The organism is Streptomyces noursei, assembly GCF_001646665.1.
In the GTDB taxonomy this organism is placed as follows: domain Bacteria; phylum Actinomycetota; class Actinomycetes; order Streptomycetales; family Streptomycetaceae; genus Streptomyces; species Streptomyces lavendulocolor.
Genome location: NZ_LWBU01000378.1, coordinates 29149 through 52759, shown reverse-complemented (window position 1 = coordinate 52759; position 23611 = coordinate 29149). Strand labels below are relative to the sequence as shown.

The 23611-nt window shown below is 74.1% G+C and carries 23 protein-coding genes and 1 pseudogene; 16 read left to right on the top strand and 8 right to left on the bottom strand.

Features of this window, described 5'->3' with window-relative positions; genetic code table 11:
* The first annotated feature begins 256 nt into the window (after nt 1-256).
* Nucleotides 257-740, top strand: a pseudogene (locus A4V12_RS30080) (SRPBCC family protein).
* Between the two features lie 103 nt (nt 741-843).
* Here A4V12_RS30080 and A4V12_RS30075 read toward each other — a convergent pair.
* Nucleotides 844-2016, bottom strand: a complete 1173-nt coding sequence (locus tag A4V12_RS30075) for a PLP-dependent cysteine synthase family protein (protein WP_064072624.1) — start codon at nt 2014-2016, stop codon at nt 844-846.
* A 282-nt stretch (nt 2017-2298) separates the two neighbouring features.
* Between A4V12_RS30075 and A4V12_RS30070 the strand changes: the two genes are divergently transcribed.
* From A4V12_RS30070 to A4V12_RS30060, 3 genes are all read left to right on the top strand, one after another.
* On the top strand, nt 2299-2628 hold the full coding sequence (locus A4V12_RS30070; protein WP_064072623.1) for a hypothetical protein: 330 nt from the start codon (nt 2299-2301) through the stop codon (nt 2626-2628).
* A 200-nt stretch (nt 2629-2828) separates the two neighbouring features.
* Nucleotides 2829-3371 carry an ATP-binding protein gene (locus A4V12_RS30065; RefSeq protein WP_079137467.1) on the top strand — a complete coding sequence of 181 codons (543 nt, stop codon included), beginning with the start codon at nt 2829-2831 and terminating at the stop codon, nt 3369-3371.
* A 304-nt stretch (nt 3372-3675) separates the two neighbouring features.
* Nucleotides 3676-3942, top strand: coding sequence for a mycoredoxin (locus A4V12_RS30060; protein ID WP_064072622.1), 267 nt, complete (start codon nt 3676-3678; stop codon nt 3940-3942).
* A 52-nt stretch (nt 3943-3994) separates the two neighbouring features.
* On the opposite strand, the gene A4V12_RS30055 is transcribed toward A4V12_RS30060, so the two are convergent.
* Complete coding sequence (locus tag A4V12_RS30055) at nt 3995-5221, bottom strand: ROK family protein (RefSeq protein WP_064072621.1); 1227 nt, start codon at nt 5219-5221, stop codon at nt 3995-3997.
* 337 nt (nt 5222-5558) lie between these two features.
* Between A4V12_RS30055 and A4V12_RS30050 the strand changes: the two genes are divergently transcribed.
* The 4 genes from A4V12_RS30050 to A4V12_RS30035 all read left to right on the top strand — a co-directional run bounded on the left by A4V12_RS30050 (nt 5559) and on the right by A4V12_RS30035 (nt 9015).
* Nucleotides 5559-6236: a hypothetical protein gene (locus A4V12_RS30050; RefSeq protein WP_064072620.1), complete on the top strand. Its 678-nt coding sequence runs from the start codon at nt 5559-5561 to the stop codon at nt 6234-6236.
* On the top strand, nt 6233-6586 hold the full coding sequence (locus tag A4V12_RS30045) for a hypothetical protein (RefSeq protein ID WP_064072619.1): 354 nt from the start codon (nt 6233-6235) through the stop codon (nt 6584-6586). Before A4V12_RS30050 ends, A4V12_RS30045 begins: the two co-directional genes overlap by 4 nt.
* A 299-nt stretch (nt 6587-6885) precedes the next feature.
* Complete coding sequence (locus A4V12_RS30040) at nt 6886-8184, top strand: MFS transporter (protein WP_079137466.1); 1299 nt, start codon at nt 6886-6888, stop codon at nt 8182-8184.
* A gap of 81 nt (nt 8185-8265) precedes the next feature.
* Nucleotides 8266-9015 carry a maleylpyruvate isomerase family mycothiol-dependent enzyme gene (locus A4V12_RS30035; RefSeq protein ID WP_064072630.1) on the top strand — a complete coding sequence of 250 codons (750 nt, stop codon included), beginning with the start codon at nt 8266-8268 and terminating at the stop codon, nt 9013-9015.
* Between the two features lie 136 nt (nt 9016-9151).
* Here the strand turns inward: A4V12_RS30035 and A4V12_RS30030 are convergent, their stop codons facing one another.
* Nucleotides 9152-9550 carry a MarR family transcriptional regulator gene (locus A4V12_RS30030; RefSeq protein WP_064072618.1) on the bottom strand — a complete coding sequence of 133 codons (399 nt, stop codon included), beginning with the start codon at nt 9548-9550 and terminating at the stop codon, nt 9152-9154.
* 87 nt (nt 9551-9637) lie between these two features.
* Here A4V12_RS30030 and A4V12_RS30025 point away from each other — a divergent pair, with 87 nt between their 5' ends.
* The 3 genes from A4V12_RS30025 to A4V12_RS30015 all read left to right on the top strand — a co-directional run bounded on the left by A4V12_RS30025 (nt 9638) and on the right by A4V12_RS30015 (nt 12965).
* The gene (locus A4V12_RS30025; protein ID WP_064072629.1) at nt 9638-11158 is read left to right on the top strand and encodes an MFS transporter; all 1521 of its coding nucleotides are present in this window, start codon (nt 9638-9640) and stop codon (nt 11156-11158) included.
* Between the two features lie 73 nt (nt 11159-11231).
* On the top strand, nt 11232-11519 hold the full coding sequence (locus tag A4V12_RS30020) for a DUF6332 family protein (RefSeq protein WP_064072617.1): 288 nt from the start codon (nt 11232-11234) through the stop codon (nt 11517-11519).
* Nucleotides 11520-11759: 240 nt separating this feature from the next.
* Nucleotides 11760-12965, top strand: coding sequence for a DUF4241 domain-containing protein (locus A4V12_RS30015; RefSeq protein ID WP_064072616.1), 1206 nt, complete (start codon nt 11760-11762; stop codon nt 12963-12965).
* A 64-nt stretch (nt 12966-13029) separates the two neighbouring features.
* Here the strand turns inward: A4V12_RS30015 and A4V12_RS30010 are convergent, their stop codons facing one another.
* Together A4V12_RS30010 and A4V12_RS30005 are read right to left on the bottom strand one after the other, a co-directional pair.
* A complete protein-coding gene (locus tag A4V12_RS30010; protein ID WP_064072615.1) occupies nt 13030-13863 on the bottom strand; it encodes an alpha/beta fold hydrolase in 834 nt (277 codons plus the stop codon).
* Nucleotides 13863-14735, bottom strand: coding sequence for a TetR/AcrR family transcriptional regulator (locus A4V12_RS30005; protein ID WP_064072614.1), 873 nt, complete (start codon nt 14733-14735; stop codon nt 13863-13865). The genes A4V12_RS30010 and A4V12_RS30005 overlap by 1 nt, the downstream gene beginning before the upstream one ends.
* A 125-nt stretch (nt 14736-14860) precedes the next feature.
* Here A4V12_RS30005 and A4V12_RS30000 point away from each other — a divergent pair, with 125 nt between their 5' ends.
* Nucleotides 14861-15358 (top strand): nitroreductase family deazaflavin-dependent oxidoreductase, encoded by a 498-nt coding sequence (locus tag A4V12_RS30000; RefSeq protein ID WP_064072613.1) that lies wholly within the window; start codon nt 14861-14863, stop codon nt 15356-15358.
* Between the two features lie 169 nt (nt 15359-15527).
* On the opposite strand, the gene A4V12_RS29995 is transcribed toward A4V12_RS30000, so the two are convergent.
* Nucleotides 15528-16745 (bottom strand): geranylgeranyl reductase family protein, encoded by a 1218-nt coding sequence (locus A4V12_RS29995; protein ID WP_064072612.1) that lies wholly within the window; start codon nt 16743-16745, stop codon nt 15528-15530.
* Nucleotides 16746-16913: 168 nt separating this feature from the next.
* Between A4V12_RS29995 and A4V12_RS29990 the strand changes: the two genes are divergently transcribed.
* Nucleotides 16914-18308 carry a dipeptidase gene (locus A4V12_RS29990; protein WP_064072611.1) on the top strand — a complete coding sequence of 465 codons (1395 nt, stop codon included), beginning with the start codon at nt 16914-16916 and terminating at the stop codon, nt 18306-18308.
* Nucleotides 18309-18376: 68 nt separating this feature from the next.
* Nucleotides 18377-19102 carry an MBL fold metallo-hydrolase gene (locus tag A4V12_RS29985; RefSeq protein ID WP_079137465.1) on the top strand — a complete coding sequence of 242 codons (726 nt, stop codon included), beginning with the start codon at nt 18377-18379 and terminating at the stop codon, nt 19100-19102.
* Between the two features lie 463 nt (nt 19103-19565).
* On the opposite strand, the gene A4V12_RS29980 is transcribed toward A4V12_RS29985, so the two are convergent.
* The gene (locus A4V12_RS29980; protein ID WP_064072610.1) at nt 19566-20606 is read right to left on the bottom strand and encodes an NUDIX hydrolase; all 1041 of its coding nucleotides are present in this window, start codon (nt 20604-20606) and stop codon (nt 19566-19568) included.
* Nucleotides 20607-20835: 229 nt separating this feature from the next.
* Here A4V12_RS29980 and A4V12_RS38180 point away from each other — a divergent pair, with 229 nt between their 5' ends.
* Complete coding sequence (locus A4V12_RS38180) at nt 20836-21075, top strand: hypothetical protein (RefSeq protein ID WP_199831422.1); 240 nt, start codon at nt 20836-20838, stop codon at nt 21073-21075.
* A gap of 242 nt (nt 21076-21317) precedes the next feature.
* On the opposite strand, the gene A4V12_RS29970 is transcribed toward A4V12_RS38180, so the two are convergent.
* Entirely contained in the window at nt 21318-22274 is a 957-nt protein-coding gene (locus A4V12_RS29970; protein ID WP_064072608.1) for an ROK family protein, read from the bottom strand.
* A 250-nt stretch (nt 22275-22524) separates the two neighbouring features.
* Here A4V12_RS29970 and A4V12_RS29965 point away from each other — a divergent pair, with 250 nt between their 5' ends.
* Nucleotides 22525-23586, top strand: coding sequence for a LacI family DNA-binding transcriptional regulator (locus A4V12_RS29965; RefSeq protein WP_064072607.1), 1062 nt, complete (start codon nt 22525-22527; stop codon nt 23584-23586).
* Nucleotides 23587-23611: the final 25 nt, after the last annotated feature.

Sequence of the window (23611 nt, the reverse complement as noted above, 5' to 3'; positions counted from 1 at the left end):
GGCGCCGCGGGCCAGGCGAGACTTTACGGACACGACCTGGGGTGTGGGGCCCAGGTCGTGTCCACGGCGTCCTCCCGGCCACCGGGTGACGCCCGGCCGGGGGCGCACACCGCGCACACCTCCGCCGGTCACCGGCGGCCGGGCGTGCCGGAGCCGGGAGCCCGGGGAGCTCGGGAGCGTACGCCTCCGGTGGCCCCCGCACCGCCGCACGGGCACCGCCTGCCGCCCATCCCTTCGCATGCTGGAGGTACGGTCCATGGCACGCCGACTGCGCCCGGTGCGGCTCGACTTCCTCGACTCCGCGCCCCTGCGTCTCGTCTTCGACACGGAAGTGGCCGCGCCGCCCTCGGCGGTGTACCGGGCGCTCGCCGAGGACGTCGCCGACAGCCCTTCCTGGTTCACCGCCATCGCGGCCGCCCGCTCCACCGCCGGGGGCGCCGGCCGGGAGATACGGCTGCGCGGTGGTGTGGTCTTCCAGGAGCGGGTCATGGCGACGGACCCCGGGGAACGCTACGCGTACCGGGTGGAGGAGACCAACGCCCCCGGCGTGCGGGCGCTGGTCGAGGAGTGGCTGCTCGCCCCGGCACGGGACCGGCACCCGGGTCCGGTGGACGCTGGCGGCCGAGGGTCCCGCCCCGTTCCGGCTGGTGATGCGGCTGGCGAGGTCCGGGGTGGGGCACTCCTTCCGGGCCGCGATGCGCAACCTCGACGGCAGAGTGGCGTCGCCCCCGGCGCAGTGACGTTCCGCCCGGCGCCCACCCCGGTGCAGTGACGTTCCGCCCGGCGCCCACCCCGGCGCAGTGACGCTCCACCCGGCGCGCTTCCCAGTGCAGTGACGTTCCGTCAGGCGGCGGCGGTGCCGGGCCGGGCGAGCCGGTCCGGCCACACGCCGCTGCCGAGGAACTCGTCGATGGCGGCGCTGTAGGGCGCGATGTCGAGGCCCTGTTCGGCGAGCCAGGCGTCGGAGTAGTACTTGTCGAGGTAGCGGTCGCCCGGGTCGCAGATCAGGGTGACCACGCTGCCGGTCCGGCCCTCCGCCACCATCTCGGCGACGATCTTCAGCGCGCTCCACAGACCGGTGCCGGTCGAACCGCCGGCCTTGCGCCCGATGGCGTTCTCCAGGGCGCGTACGGCGGCGATGCTCGCGGCGTCGGGCACCTTCATCATCCGGTCGATGGCGCCGGGCACGAAGCTCGGCTCCATCCGGGGCCGTCCGATGCCCTCGATGCGCGAGCCGCAGTCGCTGGCGGCGTCCGCGTTGCCGGTGGTCCAGCCCTCGAAGAAGCAGGAGTTCTCCGGGTCCGGGACGCACACCCGGGTGTCGTACATCATGTAGTGGACGTAGCGGGCGATGGTCGCGGAGGTGCCGCCCGTGCCGGCCGTGGCGACGATCCAGGCGGGTACCGGATGGCGCTCCAGCCGCAGCTGCTGGTAGATCGACTCGGCGATGTTGTTGTTCCCGCGCCAGTCGGTGGCCCGCTCCGCGTAGGTGAACTGGTCCATGTAGTGGCCGCCGGTGGCGGCGGCGAGGGCGGCCGACTCCTCGTACATCTTGCGCGAGTCGTCCACGAAGTGGCACCGGCCGCCGTGGAATTCGATGAGCCGGATCTTCTCCGGGCTGGTGGTGCGGGGCATGACGGCGATGAACGGCACGCCGATGAGGCTCGCGAAGTAGGCCTCGGAGACGGCGGTGGAGCCGCTGGACGCCTCGATGACGGGCTTGCCGGGGCGGATCCAGCCGTTGCACAGCCCGTAGAGGAAGAGGGAGCGGGCCAGGCGGTGCTTGAGGCTGCCGGTCGGATGCGTCGACTCGTCCTTGAGGTAGAGGTCGATGCCCCACTGCTCGGGGAGCGGGAAGCGCAGCAGGTGCGTGTCGGCGGAGCGGTTGGCGTCGGCCTGGACCTTGCGCACGGCCTCCTTGAGCCACTGCCGGTACGCGGCGTCGCTGTGGTCCACGTCGATGGTGGTGGCCGGCCCGGTGGGCTCGGCCGGTTCTGCTGTTTCCCTGGTACTCACGCGCCGCTCCTCGTCCTTCTTCCCCCTGCTGTCCCTCCTCGCACATTACCCCCCTCACCTGCGCAAACGATGACTTTGATGTCCCATAGGGAACGCTTGCAGAGGGGTCGGGGGGCGCGCACGGCAGCGGGGCGGCACAGAGCGCGGCACGCGGCGCACGGGGCGCATCGAGCGGCGCTGTACGGGACAGAGGGGGCGCATCCGCCCACGCGCCCTGGCATTGTGGCGGGCACTTGTGCAGACTGACCGGCATAAACCTGCGCGAAGGGGGCTGGGTGCGTCATGGCCGAGGCTGATTTCAGTGCCACCGGCGTACGGATCGAACGGTGGCCGCGCTCGCTGACCCGGGCGGGCGAGGTTCTGATCAAGGACGGCAGGCTGGCGCTCCTCACCAGCTACGGCCGGGTGATCGACACCGCTCCGGTACGGGCGGTCAGGGCGAGCAGGCCCTGGTTCGCGGGACGCGACGACGCCATGGTGGCGACGCTCAACGGCACGCGGTACCGGCTGACCATGGGACAGCGCGCCCCCGAACCGGACGAGGCCGCCGGGTCGGCCGTCGCCGGCCGCCTCATGGAGGCGGTGCGTCGCGCGGGTGGCGACAGCAGCTGAACAGAAGTGACGGCGGGGACCTGAGGGCAGCCGGACGCCGCGAGTTGCGAAGCGGTCACCCCTGGTCCACGCTGGACTGACATCACTACCCAGGGTGCACCGGCGGTGACGCTGCGATCCAGCCCGCCGGACCGCTAGCCAGCCAACTACTGGATCCGATCTCCGTCTTCTTCCGGACCTCATTTCGGGGAGTCGCAGCCGTGATCAGCCAGGCAAGCAGGCAGTGCACGGTAGAGCTCCAAGCCCTGCCGTCGCGGATCGGTCAGGTCCGCAGAATCGTTTCAGCGCAACTGCGCTACTGGAATCTCGATTGTCTGATCGAGAAGGCCGCGCTCGGTGTCACCGAGCTCCTGACGAACGTCCACCAGCACGCCCAGCCGGACAAGGTGTGCACCGTCGAGATCGAGCTGCTGCTCGACCGGCTGACGGTCTCGGTCACCGACCACGACCCTCGCCTCCCCGCGGTCAACACGTCCGATCCCATGGCCACTTCGGGCCGGGGGCTGGCCCTGATAGAGGCCTTCAGCGAAAGCTGGGGCGCCCGGCCTCAGGGCGACACGGGGAAGGTCGTGTGGTTCACCCTCCCGGCACCCTCGTCCACACCCCTGCCGATACCGCCTCTTCCCGTGTACGGCGCCGCCACCACCGGCCCGTTCACCGGCACGGTCCCCTTCGGGGACGCCGCCGACGCGGCGGACGCGGTCCGCGAACGGGCCGTCGCCCGGCCGGCCGTCGCCGGCTGACGGAGCGGGGGCCACGGCGGGTCCACCGTCGCGGGCCACCGGGACGCCGTTCACCGCCCCTCGGTGCGCCGGCATGTGTCCGTCGCGATGCCCGCCGGGGCGGGCGGTGCGTGGACGCAGCGGGACGGCCGGACGGGCCGGTGCGCACGTCCCCGCTCCGTCCGTGCCGCACGGCCGGTCGCTCGTCGAGGGCGATGGCGGCGCGGCCGACCGAGGCCTGCCGACCCGTCGCAGCGACGGCTCCGGTCTTCATACGCGGAGCGAACAGCGGGCGCAGTACCCTCGTCGGCGACGGAGGGGAGTCATGGACGAGGACCTGGAGAGCGTGGTCGTCCACTGGCGGCCGGGCTGCCCGTACTGCATGAAGCTGCGTCTCCAACTGCGCTTCACCGGACTGCGGTACACCGAGGTGAACATCTGGAAGGACCCCGAGGCCGCGGCTTACGTCCGCTCGGTGGCGGACGGCAACGAGACGGTGCCGACCGTCCGGGTGGCGGGCACGGCGCTGGTCAACCCGTCGCTGCGACAACTGCTGGCGGCGGTGCGGACGCACGCCCCGCACGCCCTGTGAGCGCTCCGCCCTCATGACGTGCGCCCGGCGGTCCCGGGCCGGTCCGGCAGGACTACGCGGCCGGGCGGCCCAGGGCTCCGAGAGGGTCGTCCAGCACCGGCTGCCAGGCCAGTTCGGCGGCGCCCGCGAGGCTGTTGTGCTCCAGGGTGCAGCCCAGGATCGGTACGCCGCCGCTGCGGCCCCACAGGCTGCGGTCGGCGACGACCGCACGGAGCCGTTCCGGGTCGGCGGCGAGCAGTTCGCGGTGCAGGCCGCCGAGGATGATGCGGTCGGGGTTGAGGATGTTGACCAGCCCGGCGAGCCCCAGGCCCAGCCGGTCGACGAGTTCCTGGGTGGCGGCCCGCACTCCCGGGTCGTCGGCATGGTCGCGCAGCAGGTCACGGCTCTGCTGGAGCAGGGAGACCTCGGGCCCGGGTTCCCGTCCGGCGGCCGTGAGGAAGGCGAGCGGGTCGGCCTCGACGTCGAGGCAGCCGCGGCCGCCGCAGTAGCACGGGCGGCCCTCGGGGTTCACCGTGAGGTGGCCGACCTCGAGGGCGAGACCGGAGCTGCCGGTGTGGAGGCGCCCGTCGAGGACGAGCGCTCCGCCGACCCCGCGGTGTCCGGTGGCGACACAGAGCAGGTGCTGGGCGCCGCGGCCGGCGCCGTGCCGGTGCTCGGCCAGGGCGGCGAGGTTGACGTCGTTGCCGGTGAAGGCGGGGCCCTCGATGCCGGCGTCGCGCACCAGGTCGGCGAAGATGTCGCGGACGGGCGCTCCGGCGGGCCAGGCGAGGTGGAGCGGGTTGAGCGCGGTGCCCTCGGGCTCGGCGACGGCGGACGGCACGGCGAGACCGGCGCCCACGCAGCGGCGCCCGCTGTCGCGCAGCAGCCCGGCACCCGACGCGACGACGGCCCGAAGGACCTGGGCGGGGTCGGCGGAGACGGTCACGCAGCCCGGTGCCGTGGCGACGACGCGGCCGCCGAGCCCGACGAGGGCGGCGCGGTATCCGTCGGCGTGGATCTGGGCGGCGAGTGCCACCGGACCCTTCTCGTCGACGGTGAGCCGGTGCGAGGGCCGCCCCTGGGAACCCGCGGCGGCGCCCGGGCGGGAGTCCACGCGGATGAGGCCGAGTGCCTCCAGTTCGGCGGCGACGGCGCCGGCGGTGGCGCGGGTGACACCGAGCTCGGCGGTGAGCACCGCGCGCGTGGGGGCGCGTCCGGTGTGCACCAGTTCCAGCGCGGGGCCGAGCGCGCTACGGCCTCTGTCCAGCCGTGATCGGGTCGTGGTCGCCTTGCCGTTCATGGGGGCGAGTCTCCCATGATCCCGCGGCCCGGCCGCCCGGCGGTGCTGTTTGTCCCGGTCGTGGACGGGTACTGCGGGCGGCAGGGTCGCCGGGGCCGGGCAAGGGCCCCGGCGGCGGACACGACCGCGGCGGAGGGAGGTCTCCGGACGGGTGGCCGAACGGTCGTCGGACGGCCGGCGGACGACCGCGGACGGGCCGCGGGCGAATCGCGGGCGGACGGCGCGCCGACGGCGCGCGAGCGGCGCACGGCGCACGGTGGCCGAAGGGCGGCCTCAGTTGGTGATCGCCGGTCGGTCCGACCGCGCCGGAGGCCCGCGCGAGGTTCCGGGAGGTTTCATGGCACACCGCGACAGCGACCACGGGGCGACCGTCCGGGCCCTGCTCGACGCGCGGGGCCGTACGTACGCGGAGGAGGCCGGGATCCGTCTGAAGGACACCCCCCAGCCGCTGTACCAGCTCCTGGTCCTCGCCCATCTGCTGAGCGCCCGGATCCGGGCCGACATCGCCGTGTCGGCGGCCCGCGCCCTGTTCGGCGCGGGGATGCGGGACGCCCGGCGGATGCGCGACGCCACCTGGCAGCAGCGGGTGGACGCGCTCGGCGAGGGCGGCTACCGGCGCTACGACGAGAGGACGTCGACGCAGCTGGGCGAGGCGGCCGGACTCGTGCTCGACGCGTACGGCGGCGACCTGCGCCGTCTGCGCGACAAGGCCGGCGGGGACGTCGGCGAGGTGCGCGCCCTGCTCCAGGAGGCGCCGGGTATCGGCCCGGCGGGGGCGGACATCTTCCTGCGCGAGGTGCAGGGCGTCTGGCCGCCGCTGTCGCCGTACCTGGACCGCAAGACCCTGGACGGGGCCCGCCGGCTGGGCCTGCCGGCCGACCCGGAGGCACTCGCCGGCCTGGTCGGGAAGGAGGAGCTGCCCGCGCTGGCCGCCGCGCTGGTGCGCGCCGCGCTGGACGAGCACGTCGTCGACGAAGTCCACGAGACAGTCAAGACACAGGGAGGAACCGGATGACCACCGACCACGGCGGACTTCCGCTGCCCGACTACGACCAGCTGCCCGTCGGCACGCTGGAGCACCGCATCCGGGCGCTGAGCGTCCCGGAGCTGGACCAGTTGCTGCACTACGAGCATGAGCACGCGGACCGTGCCATGGTCGTCCAGGTCCTGACGGCCCGAAAGCGGCAACTGGACGCGGGAGCCCCCCTGTCCGGCGGCAACCCGGCCGCCTTCAAGCCGGAGACGGCCGGTCACGCGCAGGGCGGCTCCCCGGTCTCCCCCGCCACGTCGCCGGAGCCCATGAGCCCGCCGCCGCACGGCACCCCGGACCAGCTCGGCAAGCCGAAGGGCAACCGCACCGGCTGACCGCGGACGCCCGCGCGTCCACAGGCCGCAGACCGCCTGGTGCAGACCGCCTGCCGCAGACCGCCGGCCGGTCCGGCCGCCACCGGGGAGCACCTCGCCCCCGGCGCGGCCGGCCGGTCGGCGGCCGGCGCTTCGGCCTCGTGGCGGAGCACCGGCGCCGAGCCCCGCACAGAGCGCGGCCGGAGCGCCCCTGACGGAGAGCCCGGGGCGTGCGGTCAGGAGAGCACGGACGACCGAGCCGGTCGACGCCCCTCACCAGCGCGGTTGGTGACGGGTCGCGCAGCCCCTATCCTGAGTTTGTGCCGCTACTAAACAAACTCGCGCCGGGCACCTCGGGAGCCCCCGGCGGGGACACCGCCACCCGCTCCCTGACCCGCCTCCGTACCGCCCTGACCCTGTTCTTCGCGCTCGACGGCTTCCTGTTCGCAGGCTGGGTGGTCCGCATCCCGGCCATCAAGCAGCAGACCGGCGCCTCCACCGGCGACCTCGGGCTCGCGCTCCTGGGCGTCTCCGCCGGGGCCGTCGTGACGATGACGCTCACGGGGCGGTTGTGCCGGCGCTTCGGCAGCCACCCGGTGACGGTGGCCTCGGCGGTACTGCTCAGCCTGAGCATCGCCCTTCCCGCGCTGACCCACTCGGCGGGCACGCTGGGCCTCGTCCTGCTGGTCTTCGGCACCGCGTACGGCGGCATCAACGTGGCCATGAACAGCGCCGCGGTCGACCTGGTGGCCGCGCTGCGCCGCCCGGTGATGCCCACGTTCCACGCCGCGTTCAGCCTCGGCGGGATGCTCGGCGCCGGGCTCGGCGGCCTGGTCGCGGGCGGCCTCTCCCCCGCGGCCCACCTCGCCGGCCTCACGCTCGCGGGCCTCGCCCTGACGGCGGCCGCCGGTCCCGTGCTCCTGCGCTCCCCCTCCCCCGCCGCTCCGGAAGCCGTCGGAGTCCAAAAGCCGGCGCCGGGCCGGCCGGACGGCAGGTCGCGCCGGCTCGTCACCGTCTTCGGGGTGATCGCGCTGTGCACGGCGTACGGGGAAGGCGCCCTGGCCGACTGGGGGGCGCTCCACCTGGAGCAGGACCTGCACGCCCACCCGGGGCTCGCGGCCGCCGGCTACTCGCTGTTCGCGCTCGCCATGACCGCGGGGCGCCTCTCCGGTACGGCGCTGCTGGAGCGGCTCGGCCAGACGCGGACGCTGGTGGCGGGCGGCGCGACCGCGGCCGCCGGGATGCTGCTGGGCGCGCTGGCGCCCACGGTGTGGCTGGCGCTGGCCGGGTTCGCCGTGACCGGGCTGGGCCTGGCGAACATCTTCCCCGTCGCCGTCGCCAGGGCGGGCGCCGTGGCCGGAGCCGGCGGGGTGGCCGCCGCTTCCACCCTCGGCTACGGCGGGATGCTGATCGGTCCGCCCACGATCGGCTTCCTCGCCGACTGGTCCTCGCTGCCGGTCGCGCTGACGACCGTGGCGGTCCTGGCCGCGGGCGCGGCTCTGATCGGGTACGCGGTGCGCAACGCGCCGGTGCCGCAGCCGGCCGGGCAGGCCGTGCCGGCCGCGCGGAACGTACGGACCGGGCAGCACGTGCGGACGGAGCCCGCGGCCCGGGTGTGAGCCGCCCGGCCGGTCGCCGGCGCGGGCGGGATGGCCGCTTCGGCCGTACCGGTCGCGGGGGCGCGCTGGCAGAATCGCGACATGGAGATCACCGAGCACATCAAGTACCTGGCCACGGACGGCCAGTTGCTCGCCGACGCGGCCGAGCTGACGGGTCCCGGCGCGCCGGTCCCGGCCTGCCCCGGCTGGCAGGTGCGCGACCTGCTGCGGCACACGGGGGCGGTGCACCGCTGGGCGACCGCCTTCGTGGCGGAGGGGTACGCCTCGTTCCGCCCGTTCCCGGACGAACCCGACCTCGACGGCGTGGAACTGCTCGACTGGTTCCGCGAGGGCCACGGCCGGCTGGTCGCCGCCCTGACCGAAGCCTCCGACGCCCTCGAGTGCTGGACGTTCCTGCCCGCCCCCTCGGCCCGCGCGTTCTGGGCGCGCCGCCAGGCGCACGAGACCGCCGTGCACCGGGTCGACGCGCAGGCGGCGCTCGGGACGGACGTGACGGAACCGGGTCCGGAGTTCGCCGCGGACGGGATCGACGAGTTGCTGCGCGGCTTCCACGCCCGGGAGAAGAGCCGGGTGCGCACGCCCGAGCCGGCCGTCCTGCGGGTGCGGACGACGGACACGGGCGACGTGTGGACCGTACGGCTGTCGGACCGCGTCCCGCACACCGAGCGGACGGCCGAGGGCCCGGCGGACTGCGAGTTGAGCGGTCCGGCCGCGCAGTTGTACCTGACGCTGTGGAACCGGCCGCCGGCCGGGGACGGGGCGACGGCCGTCACCGCCTCCGGGGACCAGCGGCTCGCGCGCCTGTGGCGGGAGACCTCCGCCATCGTCTAGGCGGGCGGCGCACACACCGGGCCCGCCCACGCCCGGTCACGACGGACGGGGACGGATCACGGCCCGGCCGGAGCGGTTCGAGCCCTGCCGGGACGGCTCGGGCCCGGCCGGAACGGTTCGAACCCGCCGGAGCGGATCAGGCCCGGTCGGCGAGCATGCGGCCGAGCACGGCACGCTGGAGCGGCTGCGCCTCCGCGTGCCGTGCCCGGCCCGCGTCCGTGAGGGCGACCCGTACACCGCGCCGGTCCTCGCTGCACATGCCGCGGGACACCAGCCCGTCCTTCTCCAGCCGCGCGATCAGCCGGGACAGGGCGCTCTGGCTGAGGTGCACGCAGGAGGCGAGCTCCTGTACGCGAAAGGCACTGCCGCCGTCCTCCGCCGCCCCCTCGGCGAGCACGTCGAGGACCTCGAAGTCGCTCGCGCCGAGCCCGAACCGGTGCAGCTCGCGGTCGAGTTCGCACATCGTGCGGGCGTGCACGGAGAGCACTCCGCGCCACTGTTCCACCAGCGCCTGCTCGGACTTCGTCACCGCCATGGGACCACGTTAGCAGGGAAGACACCGATTGTTGCACGAGAATTAAATGCATTTGCATTCAATGCATGTGCATGTACTGTGCTGCGCATGACCTCTCCGCTCAACGTCCCCTCCCCTGCCTCCAGTTCGGCCGCGGACGAACGCTGGAGCCCCCGCCTGTGGGGCACGCTGCTGGTGCTGTGCGCCGCCATGTTCCTCGACGCGCTCGACGTCTCCATGGTCGGCGTCGCCCTGCCGTCCATCGCCACCGACCTCGGCCTGTCCACCGCCACCCTGCAGTGGATCGTCAGCGGCTACATCCTCGGCTACGGCGGCCTCCTGCTGCTCGGCGGCCGCGCGGCCGACCTGCTGGGCCGCCGCCGCGTCTTCCTGATCGCCCTCGCCGTCTTCGCCCTCGCCTCCCTGCTCGGCGGGCTCGTCGACTCCGGCCCGCTGCTGATCGCGAGCCGCTTCATCAAGGGCCTGAGCGCCGCCTTCACCGCGCCCGCCGGCCTGTCGATCATCACGACCACGTTCAAGGAGGGCCCGCAGCGCAACCGGGCGCTGTCCATCTACACCACCTGCGCCGCCACCGGTTTCTCCATGGGCCTCGTGCTGTCCGGACTGCTCACCGAACTGAGCTGGCGCTGGACCATGCTGCTGCCCGCGCCCATCGCGCTCGTCGCCCTGGTCGCCGGCCTGCGGATGATCCCGCACAGCGACCGCGAGGACACCCGCGGCGGCTACGACGTCCCGGGCGCCGTCACCGGGACCGCCGCGATGCTGCTGCTGGTGTTCACCGTGGTCCAGGCGCCCGAGGCGGGCTGGACGTCGGCCCGCACGCTGCTGTCGTTCCTCGCCACCGCGATCCTGCTGGCCGCCTTCGTGACCATCGAACGGCGCAGCGCCAACCCGCTCCTGCGACTCGGCGTGCTCCGCTCCGGTACGCAGCTGCGCGCCCAGCTCGGCGCCGCCGCGTTCTTCGGCTCGTACGTCGCCTTCCAGTTCATCGCCACGCAGTACATGCAGTCACTGCTCGGCTGGAGCGCCCTGCAGACCGCGCTCGCGTTCCTGCCGGCCGGTGTCCTCGTGGCGCTCTCCTCCACCAAAATCGGAGACGTGGTGGACCGGTTCGGTACGCCCCGCGTGATCGCCACGGGTTTCACCTTCCTGGTCGTCGCCTACGCGATCTTCCTCCAGGTCGACCTGACCCCGCGCTACGCGGCCGTCATCCTGCCGTCCATGCTCCTGCTCGGCGCGGCCTGCGCCCTCACCTTCCCCTCCCTCAACATCCAGGCCACCAACGGTGTCGGGGACGACGAGCAGGGCATGGTCTCCGGGCTGCTCAACACCTCGATCCAGGTCGGCGGCGCCGTGTTCCTCGCCGTCGTGACCGCCGTGATCACGGCGGGCGGCCACGAGGGCACCGCCGCCTCCCCGCAGGCGGTGCTGGACAGCTTCCGGCCCGGACTCGCCGTGGTGACCGCCATCGCGCTCGCCGGGCTGCTCATCACCCTGACCGGGCTGCGCGCCGACCGTCGCGCGCGAGCACCCCTGCCGTCGGTGGTGGTCGCGAAGTCGCCCGGGACGCGGGCCGAGGAGGCCGAGCCCGTCGGCGTACGGGACTGACCCGCGGATCACGTGGCGCGCGGCCGGTGGGCGATTCCTTGCCCCCGGCCGCGCGGCTTGTGAGACTCGGCCCATGGGAAAACGGACGCAGGCCCAACGGGACGCCATGACGGTTGAGATCGGGTACGCCCTCGTGACGGCGGCGTTCCTCGCAGCCGGGCTGTTCGCCCTGTGCGCCGCGCCCGTGCTGCTCCTGGATCTGGCGGGCCCCACGGCGCGGGGCGTGCTGGCGGTGGCCGCGACGGCGGCCGGCCTGGGGTTCGTGACGCGCGTGGTGCGGGTGTTGTGGCGCTTCGGGAACGGGGCCCGTGCCGTACGCCCCGACGCCCCTTTCCCGCCGGGCGGTTCCGGCCCGCGGTGACGGTGGACGGTTCGGCGAGCTCCATCGGTGCTGGGTACGTTCGCGTCTCCGCCGACGCCCTGGAGCGGGAACGCGGCCACTCCCGCGCGGGTCGCCTGCCTCTCACAACTCTCTGTGTCACACCCCAGTGGCAGACTGGCGGCACGACGAAGCGCCGGAAGGGCAGTGCGATGCGGCAGGGCCACCCGTCGATCGCCACTGCTCGGGGGTGACTGGTACCACGGGGGGAGATGCGCGGCTGTGATCTTCGACAGTCTTGACGTGTCGTACGGCGAGTTGTGGGGTTCCGAGCAGGGGATGACCCATCCGGACCCGGTGTCGCGCGCGGTCGCGGCACGCAGACATGCCGCCGGGACGGACTACGCGGTTCTGCTGTCCGCGCGGGAGCGGCCGCTTGCCCTGATCGAATACTGGCCGCGCGGGATGTGGCGCATGTACCTGTTCGACGACCGGTCATGGCGCATGCAGATGATCGACCTCAAGCCGCACGGCACGGGGATGCTGTTGGCCCACCGGAGCACGCGATGGCAGTTCGCCGGCGAGCAGGAACACGCGTCCGGGAAGTGGGATGTTCAGGAGACCACGACCGTCTCGGCCGACGGGCAGGTGGAGGTCAGGTCCGAGTTCGCCCGGTCGAGGGGAGCGTCGCCGGAGCCACTGCACGCTCGAACATCCGGCCCGTCGAGCGTCCCCGTGCGGCGGTTCCCGGCGCCCGTCGAGAACTTCCTCTGCCCCGTACCGGAATTCGGTGACTGGCAGGTGTTCGCGCCGTTCCTCGCCCAGCAGGGCCACGAGCCCGCCACGACCGTGGTCCTGAGAGACGTGTCGGTGGACGAAGGATCAGGACCGTTGCGCGCCACCGGGATCGAGCGACTGTTCACTCCGGGTGCGTGCGACACTCCGGAGGGACCGGCCGTCGTCGAAACCGTCGACGCCGGCCTGCTGCGGATCACCTCAGGGCAGCTGGCGGTCTCGGACCCCGGCTGCATGGACAGGACCCCGCGGGCCATCGCTGTGCCACCGGGCGAGTTCCCGGTCACGCTGTCGCTCTTGCGCACGACGCACGGGACCGGTGTCGCCGCCGCCAGGGTGACGTTCCTGGACAGCCCGCCCCGCGAGTGGGACATGGCCCTCCGGCCCGACGAGGACCCGGGGCTGCTCGGCGAGGGCCAGTTCTACGGGGTCGGCGTGGACACCGGCACAGCGGCTTTCATGGATGCGACTCGGACGGTGATGGAAGACCAGCTGGACGAGGACGTGTTCATACCCCTCGACAGCGCTGTCAGCGTCGAACTGCCCGGCACGGGGACCGAACCGAACGTCATCGCCTTCCGTGCCGGCCAAGGCGACGGGTCGTACCCCGTGTGGATCGGCCGCACCGATGACGGACAGGTCGGTTGCGTCGTCGTCGACTTCCAGCTCCATTCCGCCGACGGGGGAGAGTAAGGAGCCGGTGTACCGCTTCTCCCGGTCCGCATCGTCCGGCACGAGGGGACCGTGACCAGCGCCGCTACCCGCCCGGCCGATGTTCCCCGCGGCCGTGTCCGGTCCGGGAGCCGGGGCCGGCGGTGAGGAAGTCGAGCACCGGCGGTGTGGCGATGGCGGCGAACTCCTCGAAGTAGGCGTGGCGGGCGCCCGGCACGAGGTGCAGCCGGGCGTCCGGGATGCGCCCCGCGAGCAGGGGGGCGTTGGCCGTGGGATTGAAGAGGTCGTCGGTGCCGTGGACGACCAGTGTCGGCGCGGTGATGCGGGGCAGCGCGTCCCAGGCGTCGTGCCGGGCACTGGCCCGCAGGTGGCGGCGCCTGGCGTGGGCGGGCATCGTCGGGTCGCCGAGCGTGCGGAACGTACGCCCCGGGTGGGCCGCCGGCCAGGCGGGCGTGTACATCAGCTCCAGCAGGGCGCGGCGCGCCGCCTCGGGGTCCGCCTGGGCGAGGGCCCTGCGGACGTCCGGGCCCCGTTCGACGCCGTGCGGGGCGCCGGGCGACGTGCAGCCGAGGACGAGGCGGTCCACGCGCGCGGGGTGGTCGGCGGCGATCCACTGGGCGACACGGCCGCCCATGGAGGTGCCGTACACGTGGGCCCGCCCGATGCCGGCGTGGTCCAGCACGGCGAGCGCGTCGCGGGCGAACCCGGGGGTGCTGTACGTGTCGGTGTCCGGCCGGTCGCTGCGCCCCGTGCCCCGGTGGTCCATGACGACGGTGCTGAACCGTGCCGCGAACTCCGCCCGCACGCAGTCCCACCACCGGTGGTCGTTCGACTGGCCGCTCAGCAGGAGCAGCGGGTCGCCGCCGCCATGGACCTCGTAGTAGAGGGCGGTGCCGTCGGCCGCGTACGCGTACGGCATCAGCGCAGCAGCCCGAGGTCGCGTCCGAGCCGGTCGGCGGCGTGCGTGAAGAACGCCTCGGGGTCCTCGACAACCCGGTGGAAGTGGCCGAACACCTCGAACGACACCAGCCCGAACAGCTGGCACCAGGCTCCGACGAACGCGAGGACGAGCGCCGGGGGAAGGTCCGGGGCCAGCTCGGCGGCGAGGCGCTCCCCCTCGGCGCGCAGGTCCGCCGCGAGCGGCGGGGGCGCGACACCGTCGGTGCGGTGGGCCTCCCGGAGGACGGCGAGCAGGACGTGAGCCGCACGGGAGGCCGGGGCCACGGTGGCCTGCGGCGCGGAGTAGCCGGGCACGGGCGAACCGTAGATCAGGGCGTACTCGTGGGGATGGGCCTTCGCCCATTCGCGCACGGCACGACAGACGACGACCCACCGCCCCCGGGGTGTGACCTGGGGGCCGCCGGGGTCGGAGGCGCCTGCGGTCGGCGGGGCGCCTGGGGTGGCCGAGGCGCCAGGGACCGCCGGGCCGGGGGAAGCCGCTGACGCTCCGGCGCCCGGTGTGGTGCGGGTGGCCGTTGACGCTCCGGTGCCAGATGTGACGGGTGCCGCCGCCGGGGCGCCGGCGGGAAACGCGGCGCCCGTGGCGCGCAGTGCGGCTTCGGCGGCCGCACCGAGGGCGTCGTAGGCGTCGACGATCAACGCGGTCAGGAGGTCGTCGCGGCTCGGGAAGTAGCGGTAGAGGGCCGAGGAGACCATGCCCAGTTCGCGGGCGACCGCCCGCAGCGACAGTTTCGCGGCGCCTTCGGCCGCGAGTTGTCTGCGGGCCTCGTCCTTGATGGCAGCGGTGACTTCGTCCCGGGCCCTCGCACGGGCTCCTCGCACGGTGGTCATGACGAGCAGTGTGCCACTTTCAGATCAACGCACTAAACCGAGAGCACTGCTCTTGCTTCGGATCACCGCTTCCGTGCACACTGCTCTAAAGCGAGAGCAGTGCTCACACAAGGAAGGCGCGCGATATGTCCGTGACCGGAGAGTCCCCCAACGCCACGCCCCCGCACTCCCCGCACGTCATCAGGCCCGGCTGGTTCACCATCCATGTCGTCAACCGGGCCGTCGCCTGGCTGACCCGGCGCGGGATCAGTGTCATGGGCTCCCGGGTGCTGGCCGTACGCGGCCGCAAGAGCGGTGAGTGGCGGCGTACGCCGGTCAACGTACTCACCGTCGATGGCCGCCACTACCTCGTCGCCCCCCGCGGCCACGTCCAGTGGACGCACAACATGCGCGCGGCGGGCGGCGGCGAACTGCACCTGGGCGGGCACGTGCAGACGTTCACCGCCGTGGAGCTGGCCGACGACGACAAGCCCGAGGTGCTGCGCGCCTACCTCAGGCGCTGGAAGTCCGAGGTGGGCGTGTTCTTCCCGGGAGTGGGGCCGGACTCACCGGACGCGGATCTGCGGGCCATCGCCCCGAAGCACCCGGTGTTCCGCATCACGCACACGCCCACGCCCACCTGAGCCGACGGAGACCCGACCGAGACCCGCCGCCCGCCGCCCGCCGCCGTCCCGGCCGCCCGCCCCAGCCACCGCCACCCCGCCACCCCGTCCACCGCCCGCGGCCGCACCGCCCGCGCCCGCCGGTGCCACGTGCCTGCCGGCAGCAGGGGCGGCGGCGGCAACGGCCGCGCTACTGGCGGCGGTCCAGGGCGTCCAGGGCGCGGCGCGCGACGGCGGAGCCGCGCACCAGGCCGCCCAGGGTGGTGACGCCCCGGGTGATGTCGGCGAACGCCCGCCAGGCCGGGCGGAACCCGGTGATCGTCGCGTGCAGCAGACCCGGCCGCTTCTCGAAGAGGGCGAGCATCCGGCGCCCGACCGCCATCTCGACGCCCAGCCCGGCCTTGATGGCGAACGCGTAGTTCAGCGCCTGGCGCCGCGCGTCCACCGCGTCGTTCGCCTCGGCGATCCGTACCGCCCACTCCCCCGCCAGCCGCCCGGACCGCAACGCGAAGGAGATGCCCTCGCGGGTCCACGGCTCCAGCAGGCCCGCCGCGTCACCGCAGACCAGCACCCGCCCGCGGGACAGCGGCGAATCGTCGCTCCGGCACCGCGTGAGGTGCCCCGACGAGATCGCGGGTTCGAAGCCGGCGAGCCCGAGCCGGGCGATGAAGTCCTCCAGGTACCGCTTGGTGGCCGACCCCTCGCCCCGGGCCGAGATCACGCCCACGGTGAGCGTGTCGCCCTTGGGGAACACCCAGCCGTAGCTGCCGGGCATCGGCCCCCAGTCGATGAGCACCCGCCCCGCCCAGTCCTCCGCGACCGTCGGCGGGACGGGGATCTCCGCCTCCAGACCGAGGTCGACCTGGTCCAGCTTCACCCCGACGTGCGCGCCTATGCGGCTGGCGCTGCCGTCCGCCCCGACGACCGCCCGCGCGAGCACGACCTCGCCGTCGGCCAGCACGACCGCGACGGTCCGCCGGTCCGGCACCGTCGTGCCGTGCTGCTCGACCCGCGACACCGTCGCACCGGTGCGCAGTTCGGCGCCCGCCTTCTGTGCCTGCTCGACCAGACCCGCGTCGAACTCGGGCCGGTTGATCAGCCCGAACAGCATCCGCTTCGAGCGCCGCGTACGGGCGAAACGGCCGTTCAGGGAGAACGTGACCGCGTGCACCCGGTCGCGCAACGGCAGCTCGAACCCCGGTGGCAGGGCGTCCCGCGACGGACCGATGATGCCTCCGCCGCACGTCTTGTAGCGCGGCAGTTCCGCCTTCTCCAGCAGGAGCACCCGACGGCCCGCGACGGCCGCCGCGTACGCCGCGGAGGCTCCCGCCGGCCCTGCGCCGACCACGACGACATCCCACACCGGCGCGGAGTTTGCGTTCCCGGCGTCTGCGTTCTCGCTGCTCACGATGTGCTTCTGCTCCTGATCCCGACTGATCCCGACCCATGGCCCATGCCTGTGATCGCATCCTACGGCGCGGGTCCCCGCCACCCGCTGTGGGAGGATCGGACGCGCGTTCGCCGTGCAACAACACGCAACGCCAGTCTCAACGTCGCACCCACCAGGAGCGTGCCCATGACCGCCCAGCCGAGTCGGCCGATCGCCCCGATCGCCCCGATCGCCGAGACCGTCGCCTCGTTGATGCCCCGCGCCAAGGCGGAGCTCACCGAACTGGTGGCGTTCCGGTCGGTGGCGGACCCGGCGCAGTTCCCGCCGAGCGAGTGCCGTGCCGCGGCGGACTGGGTGGCGGACGCGCTGCGGGCGGAGGACTTCCAGGACGTGTCGGTGTTCGACACCCCGGACGGTTCGCAGTCGGTGTACGGGTACCTGCCCGGTCCGCAGGGCGCGCCGACGGTGCTGCTCTACGCCCACTACGACGTGCAGCCGCCGCTCGACCTCGCCGGCTGGGACACCCCGCCGTTCGAGCTGACCGAGCGGGAGGACGGGCGGTGGTACGGACGCGGGGCCGCCGACTGCAAGGGCGGCTTCGTCATGCACCTGCTGGCGCTGCGGGCGCTGAAGGCGAACGGCGGGATCCCGGTCGGGGTGAAGGTCATCGCGGAGGGTTCGGAGGAGCAGGGCACGGGTGGTCTGGAGCGGTACGCCGAGGCGCACCCCGAGCTGCTGGCCGCGGACGCGATCGTGATCGGCGACGCCGGGAACTTCCGGGCGGGTCTGCCGACCGTCACGGCGACGCTGCGCGGAATGACGATGGTGCGCGTCACCGTCGACACCCTCCAGGGCAACCTGCACTCGGGGCTGTTCGGCGGGGCGGCGCCGGACGCGCTGGCCGCGCTCATCCGCGTGCTGGACTCGCTGCGGGCGGAGGACGGGTCGACGACGGTGGACGGACTGGACGCCGAGGGGGCCTGGCAGGGGCTCCAGTACCCGGAGGAGGACTTCCGCAAGGACGCCAAGGTCCTCGACGGGGTGGGGCTGATCGGCCACGGCTCGGTCGGCGACCGGCTGTGGGCGCGGCCGGCCGTCACCGTCATGGGCATCGACTGCCCGCCGGTGGTGGGCGCCACTCCGTCGGTGCACTCCACCGCGCGGGCTCAGGTCAGCCTGCGGGTGCCGCCCGGCCAGGATGCCGCCGAGGCGACGAAGCTGCTGACCGCGCACCTGGAGGCGCGCACTCCGTGGGGCGCGCGGGTGTCGGTGGAGCAGGTCGGGCAGGGCCAGCCGTTCCGGGCGGACGTCACGAGCCCGGCGTACACCTCGATGGCCGACGCGCTGGGGGCCGCGTACCCCGGGCAGGAGATGCAGGTCGCGGGCATGGGCGGGTCGATCCCGCTGTGCAACACGCTGGCGGCGCTCTACCCGGAGGCGGAGATCCTGCTGATCGGGCTGAGCGAGCCGGAGGCGCAGATCCACGCGGTGAACGAGAGCGTGTCGCCGGACGAGCTGGAGCGCATGTCGGTCGCGGAGGCGCTGTTCCTGCTGAACTACGCGGCCGCCGGGCGGGATTGAGCCCGGAGCGGATCTGCGCACAGCAGAGCGGGCGGCGGCGGACGGGCGCGGGTGCGTACGTTCGCCGCATGACCATGACCATGGACGTGGATGTCATCGAGGTACGGCCCCGGCTGCTGATGCTGCGCTTCCCGATCGGGCAGGCGTACGTGTGGGTGGACGGGGACGACGACCTGACGCTGGTCGACGCCGGCTGGGCGGGTGCGGCGCCGGGCATCGAAGCGGCGGTACGGAGGCGGGGCCTGCGCCCCGAGGGGCTGCGCCGGATCGTGCTGACGCACTGCCACCGCGACCATGTGGGCGCGGCGGAGGAGCTGGCCGCGCGGTACGGGGCCGAGGTGGTGGCGCACGCGTCGGACGCGCCGGTCGTCCGGGGCGAGGCGCCGGTCCCGGAGCCGGTCCTGCTGGACTGGGAGGTGCCGCTGTACGAGCACGGGCTCACGGTCCCGGTGGCGCCGCCGACACGGGTGGACCGCGAGGTCGCGGACGGGGACGAGCTCGGTTTCGGCGGCGGGGCGCGGGTGGTGCACACACCGGGCCACACGGAGGGTTCGATCGCGGTGCACCTGCCGCGCCACGGTGTGCTCTTCACGGGTGACACGGTGGCGTCGGTGGGGCGGGTGGCGCTGGGGGTGTTCCACGTGGACCGCGGGCGCGCCGGGGAGTCGATGCGGCGGCTGGCCGGACTGGCGCCGGACACGGTGTGTTTCGGCCACGGGGACCCGCTGACCGAGAACGCCGCCGCGGTGCTGCGGACGGCGGCGAACCGCGATACCGCCGCCGCCCGTCCGTAGAACGCCGACCGGGTCGGCGGGCGTGCGGGGCCGGCGGGCCCCGGGCGCCGGCCACCGGCGAGCACCGACCGGTGAGCCCACCGGCCCCGGGGCCGGTGGGCGGGACGGGGCAGGAGTGCGGGGCGATCAGCGGCCGGAGACCCCGGCCAGTGGGCGGGACGACCGGGCGAGGCACCGGCCCGTGGGCCGGGACCGGTCAAGTCCTGTGCCGCGGACTCCACGGCGCGCACGTACACGCAGGGGACGACGGCACCGATGGGGTGGTGCGGAGGCGTCCGGCTGATGGCGGAGTCGGTCCTCCGGGTCGGCCGGTGCCTCCGACGCAGCGAGGACGCCGAGCGTCGCTTCGATCCAGCACCCGGGGCGCCGGGCGATCGGCGGCCATGAGGCGGTGGCCGGGGGCGGGGCAGGCTCACACGGGCCGCCGGTGCCGCCCGTGTTCACGCCGCCCCGTCCGCGGGCGTCAGCCGACCGGGACGCCGGCCTCCAGGTTGAGCACGGTGCCGCGCTCGCGGGCGCGCAGCGCCCAGCGGAGGCGCTCGTAGCGGAGCGGGGGCAGCAGCCCCGAGGCCTCGTCCTCGGTGACGAACCGCCAGCCGCGCAGCTCGGCGCCCGGCAGCAGGACGCTCCGCGCCTGGGCGGCGGTGAGCCGTCCGCCGTCGAAGAGGAGCCGCAGGCCGCCGTAGCCGGGCGGGCGCGGCGGCTCCCAGTCGACGAGCAGCAGTTTGGGCACCGCCTCCAGTTCGAGCCCGATCTCCTCGGCGACCTCGCGCATCCCGGCACGGGCGGGCGGCTCCCCGCGTTCGACGACCCCGCCGGGGAACTCCCAGCCGGGCTTGTACGTCGGGTCGACCAGCAGCACGCGGTCCTGCTCGTCGAAGAGGAGGACGCCGGCGGCGAGGGTCTCGCCGGTTGGCTCCGGGGTCTGGACGATGCCGCACGCACCGGCCGCCCCGCCGAGCACCGCGTCGGCGACGGCCCGCGCGGTCTCGGTGGGAGTGAGGCGGGTGTTGTCCACGGCGTGGGCGTCGGCGGACAGCCAGCCGGCGAGCGCCGCGCGGTAGGGCTCGATGTGGTCGTACGCCCACTGCCGGACCCGGTCGTTGCCCTCCGGGTCGCCGTCGAGTTCCTCGCGGCCGGCGATACGGGTGCGCAGTATCGTTTCGTCCGGTGTCAGCACCACGTGGTGGACGGCGATCCTGCGGGCGGCGAGCCCGCCGAAGATCTCGTCGCGGTACTCCTGGCGCAGCAGCGTCATCGGCACCACCAGTACGCCGCCGACCTCCGCGAGCATCGCCGCGGCAGCGTCCACGACCATGCGCCGCCACATCGGCAGGTCCTGGTAGTCGGTCACCTCGGCGAGCCTCTTCTGCGGCAGCAGGTACCGCAGCGCGCCGCCGATGATCTCGGGGTCGTAGACGGTGCTGTTAGGGATCAGGTCGATCAGTTCGCGCGCGGCACTGGTCTTGCCGGCGCCGAACGCACCGTTGATCCAGACGATCACGGTTCCCCCTCCTCCATAGCCCCCAGTGGCTTGCCCGCAACACCCTGCCACGGAAACCCGCCCGGGCACGCGGGTGTCCGATCGGGCACACAACTGTGGCCGGGCTGTTGCGCTTCCGAAGCGTCCGACGGGGAACCAGGAACGTCTCACGGTACGAAGAGATGCCTGCTCGGGCCGTAACACTCCCGAACGGGTGTCGTTGGAGCAGGTGATGGACAGGGGGTGCGCGATGGCACGCACGGTGTTGGAGAGGTTCCCGGCGGGAGGTCCGCGGGGCTCGTGGCCGGCCGAGGAGTTCGCCCAGGCCCGCCGCGACGAGGGCATGGCGGCGGAGGTCGTCATGGACATCGAGGCGGACGCGTTTCTGGTGATCATGCCGCAGCCCCGCGCGTCGCAGGCCGGTTCGCAGCGGGCGGACGTGCGACGGGCGGGCGGGGCCGAGCCGCTTGTCGAGGCCACCGCGCACTGACGCCCGATCCGCCGAACCGGTGACGGCGGGTCGGACGGTGCGGGAGCGAGGCCGATCGGCCGGTGGGTGGCGGCGGCCCGACCGGCCCGCGACCTGACGGCAGCCGATCGGCCGGTGAACGCGACGGCCCGTCAGTGGCTGAAGGCGGCGGCCGATCGGCCCCCGACCCCGACCTGACGGCAGCCGATCGGCCGGTGGCGTGGTGGCGGCCGGGCGGGCCGCGACGTAACGGCGGCGGCGCGTCAGCCCGTGTACGTGGCGGCGGTGCCGCGCCGTTCCGGGGCCGCGGCGGCCGCCGCGCCGAGGAGGCCGGCGTCACCGCCGGTCAGCGCCGGGGCGACGGTGAGGCGCCGCACGAAGGAGAGCGTGGCGTAGTCGCGCAACGACCTGCGCAGCGGGGCGAACAGGACGTCTCCCGCGCCCGCCACTCCCCCGCCGATCACGGCGATGTCGATCTCGACCAGCGTGGCCGTGGCGGCGATCCCTGCCGCGAGCGCGCGGGCGGCGCGTTCGAAGGACGCGGTGGCGACGGGGTCCCCGGCGCGGGCCGACGCCGCCACGGCGGCGGCCGTGGTGTCGCCGCCGGGGCCGGGCCGCCAGCCGTTCTCCAGGGCGCGGCGGGCGATGTGCGGGCCGCTGGCGATCCGCTCGACGCAGCCCCGCGAGCCGCAGGGGCAGGGGTCGCCGTCCAGGTCGACGCTGATGTGACCGATGTGGCCGGCGTTGCCGGTCGGGCCGGTGTGCAGGCGGCCGCCCAGTACCAGTCCGCCGCCGACGCCGGTGGAGACCACCATGCACAGGGCGTTGTCGTGGCCGCGGGCGGCGCCCTGCCAGTGCTCGGCGGCCGTCATCGCGACGCCGTCGCCCACCAGTTCCACCGGCAGGCCGCCGGTGACGCGGCGCACCCGCTCGACGAGCGGGAAGTCGCGCCAGCCGGGGATGTTGACGGGGCTGACCGTGCCCGCCGAGGCGTCCACCGGGCCCGCGCTGCCGACGCCGACGGCCGTGACGCCGCCCCAGAGCGGGGACGACCGCAGCTCGGCGAGGACCGCAGCGACGGCACCCATCACCGTCTCGGCGTCCTCCCCCGCCGGGGTCGGCCGCCGGGCGCGAAGGCATATGCCGCCACTGCCGTCCACCAGCGCGCCGGCGATCTTGGTACCGCCGATGTCCAGGGCGGCGACGAGGTCGGAGTGCATCGGTGTCGGATCCCCCGTTGAGAGCGTGTGCGTGCGTGAGCGTGCCGGAGCAGCGTGGCACGAAGCGGTGCCTGTGCGGGTACGACCGGACGGACCTGCGCTTTTCGGGCAACGTTCAAGAGCGGTTCAAGAACGCTCCACCTCAGTCTCTCCCGCGATGACAACGTTGTCCAGGGCCTATGCTCGACGCCACACCCCCATCCGCCCCCCGCACACCCGCACGCCGACGACGAACGACAGGACAGCACCCGTGGCAGAGACCACCCGCCGCCCCGCCCACCGCTACGGCAACCGGCCCACCATGAAGGACGTGGCCGCCCGCGCGGGCGTGGGGCTCAAGACCGTTTCCCGTGTGGTCAACGGCGAGGCGGGCGTGACCGCGGACACGGAGCGCCGCGTGCAGGAGGCCATCGAGGCGCTCGGTTTCCGCCGCAACGACAGCGCTCGGGTGCTGCGCAAGGGCCGCACCGCCTCCGTCGGCCTGGTCCTCGAGGACCTCGCGGACCCGTTCTACGGCCCGCTGAGCCGAGCCGTGGAGGAGGTCGCCCGGGCGCACGGCGCGCTCCTCATCAACGGCTCCAGCGCCGAGGACCCGGACCGGGAGCAGGAATTGGCGCTCGCCCTGTGCGCGCGCCGGGTCGACGGGCTGATCGTCATCCCGGCCGGTGCGGACCACCGCTACCTCGAACCGGAGATGCGGGCGGGCATCGCGACCGTGTTCGTGGACCGCCCGGCCGGCAGGATCGACGCGGACGTGGTGCTGTCCGACAGCTTCGGCGGCGCCCGCGCGGGTGTGGCGCACCTCATCGCGCACGGTCACCGCCGGATCGGGTTCATCGGTGACCAGCCGCGCATCCACACCGCCGTGGAGCGGCTGCGGGGTTACCGGGCGGCGATGGAGGACGCGGAACTGGCGGTGGACGACGCATGGGTGTCGCTGGGTTCGACGGAGCCGCAGCGGGTGCGGGAGGCGCTGACCGCGATGCTGTCGGGCCCGAACCCGGTGACGGCGGTCTTCGCGGGCAACAACCGGGTGACCGTGACGGCGGTGCGGGAACTGGCCGGGCGCGAAGGGCCGGTGGCGTTCGTCGGCTTCGACGACATCGAGCTGGCCGACCTGCTGGGCATCACCGTCATCGCCCAGGACGCCGCCGCGCTGGGGCGCACGGCGGCGGAGCGGCTGTTCCGGCGGCTGGACGGGGTCGACGACGCACCGGCGCGCACCGTTCTGGACACCGTGCTGATCCCGCGCGGCTCGGGCGAGATCCCGCCCGCGCAGGCAGTGTCCGCACCGGGTCGGCGTCCGCGCTGAGGGCCCCGCGGGCCGGGCGGGGGGT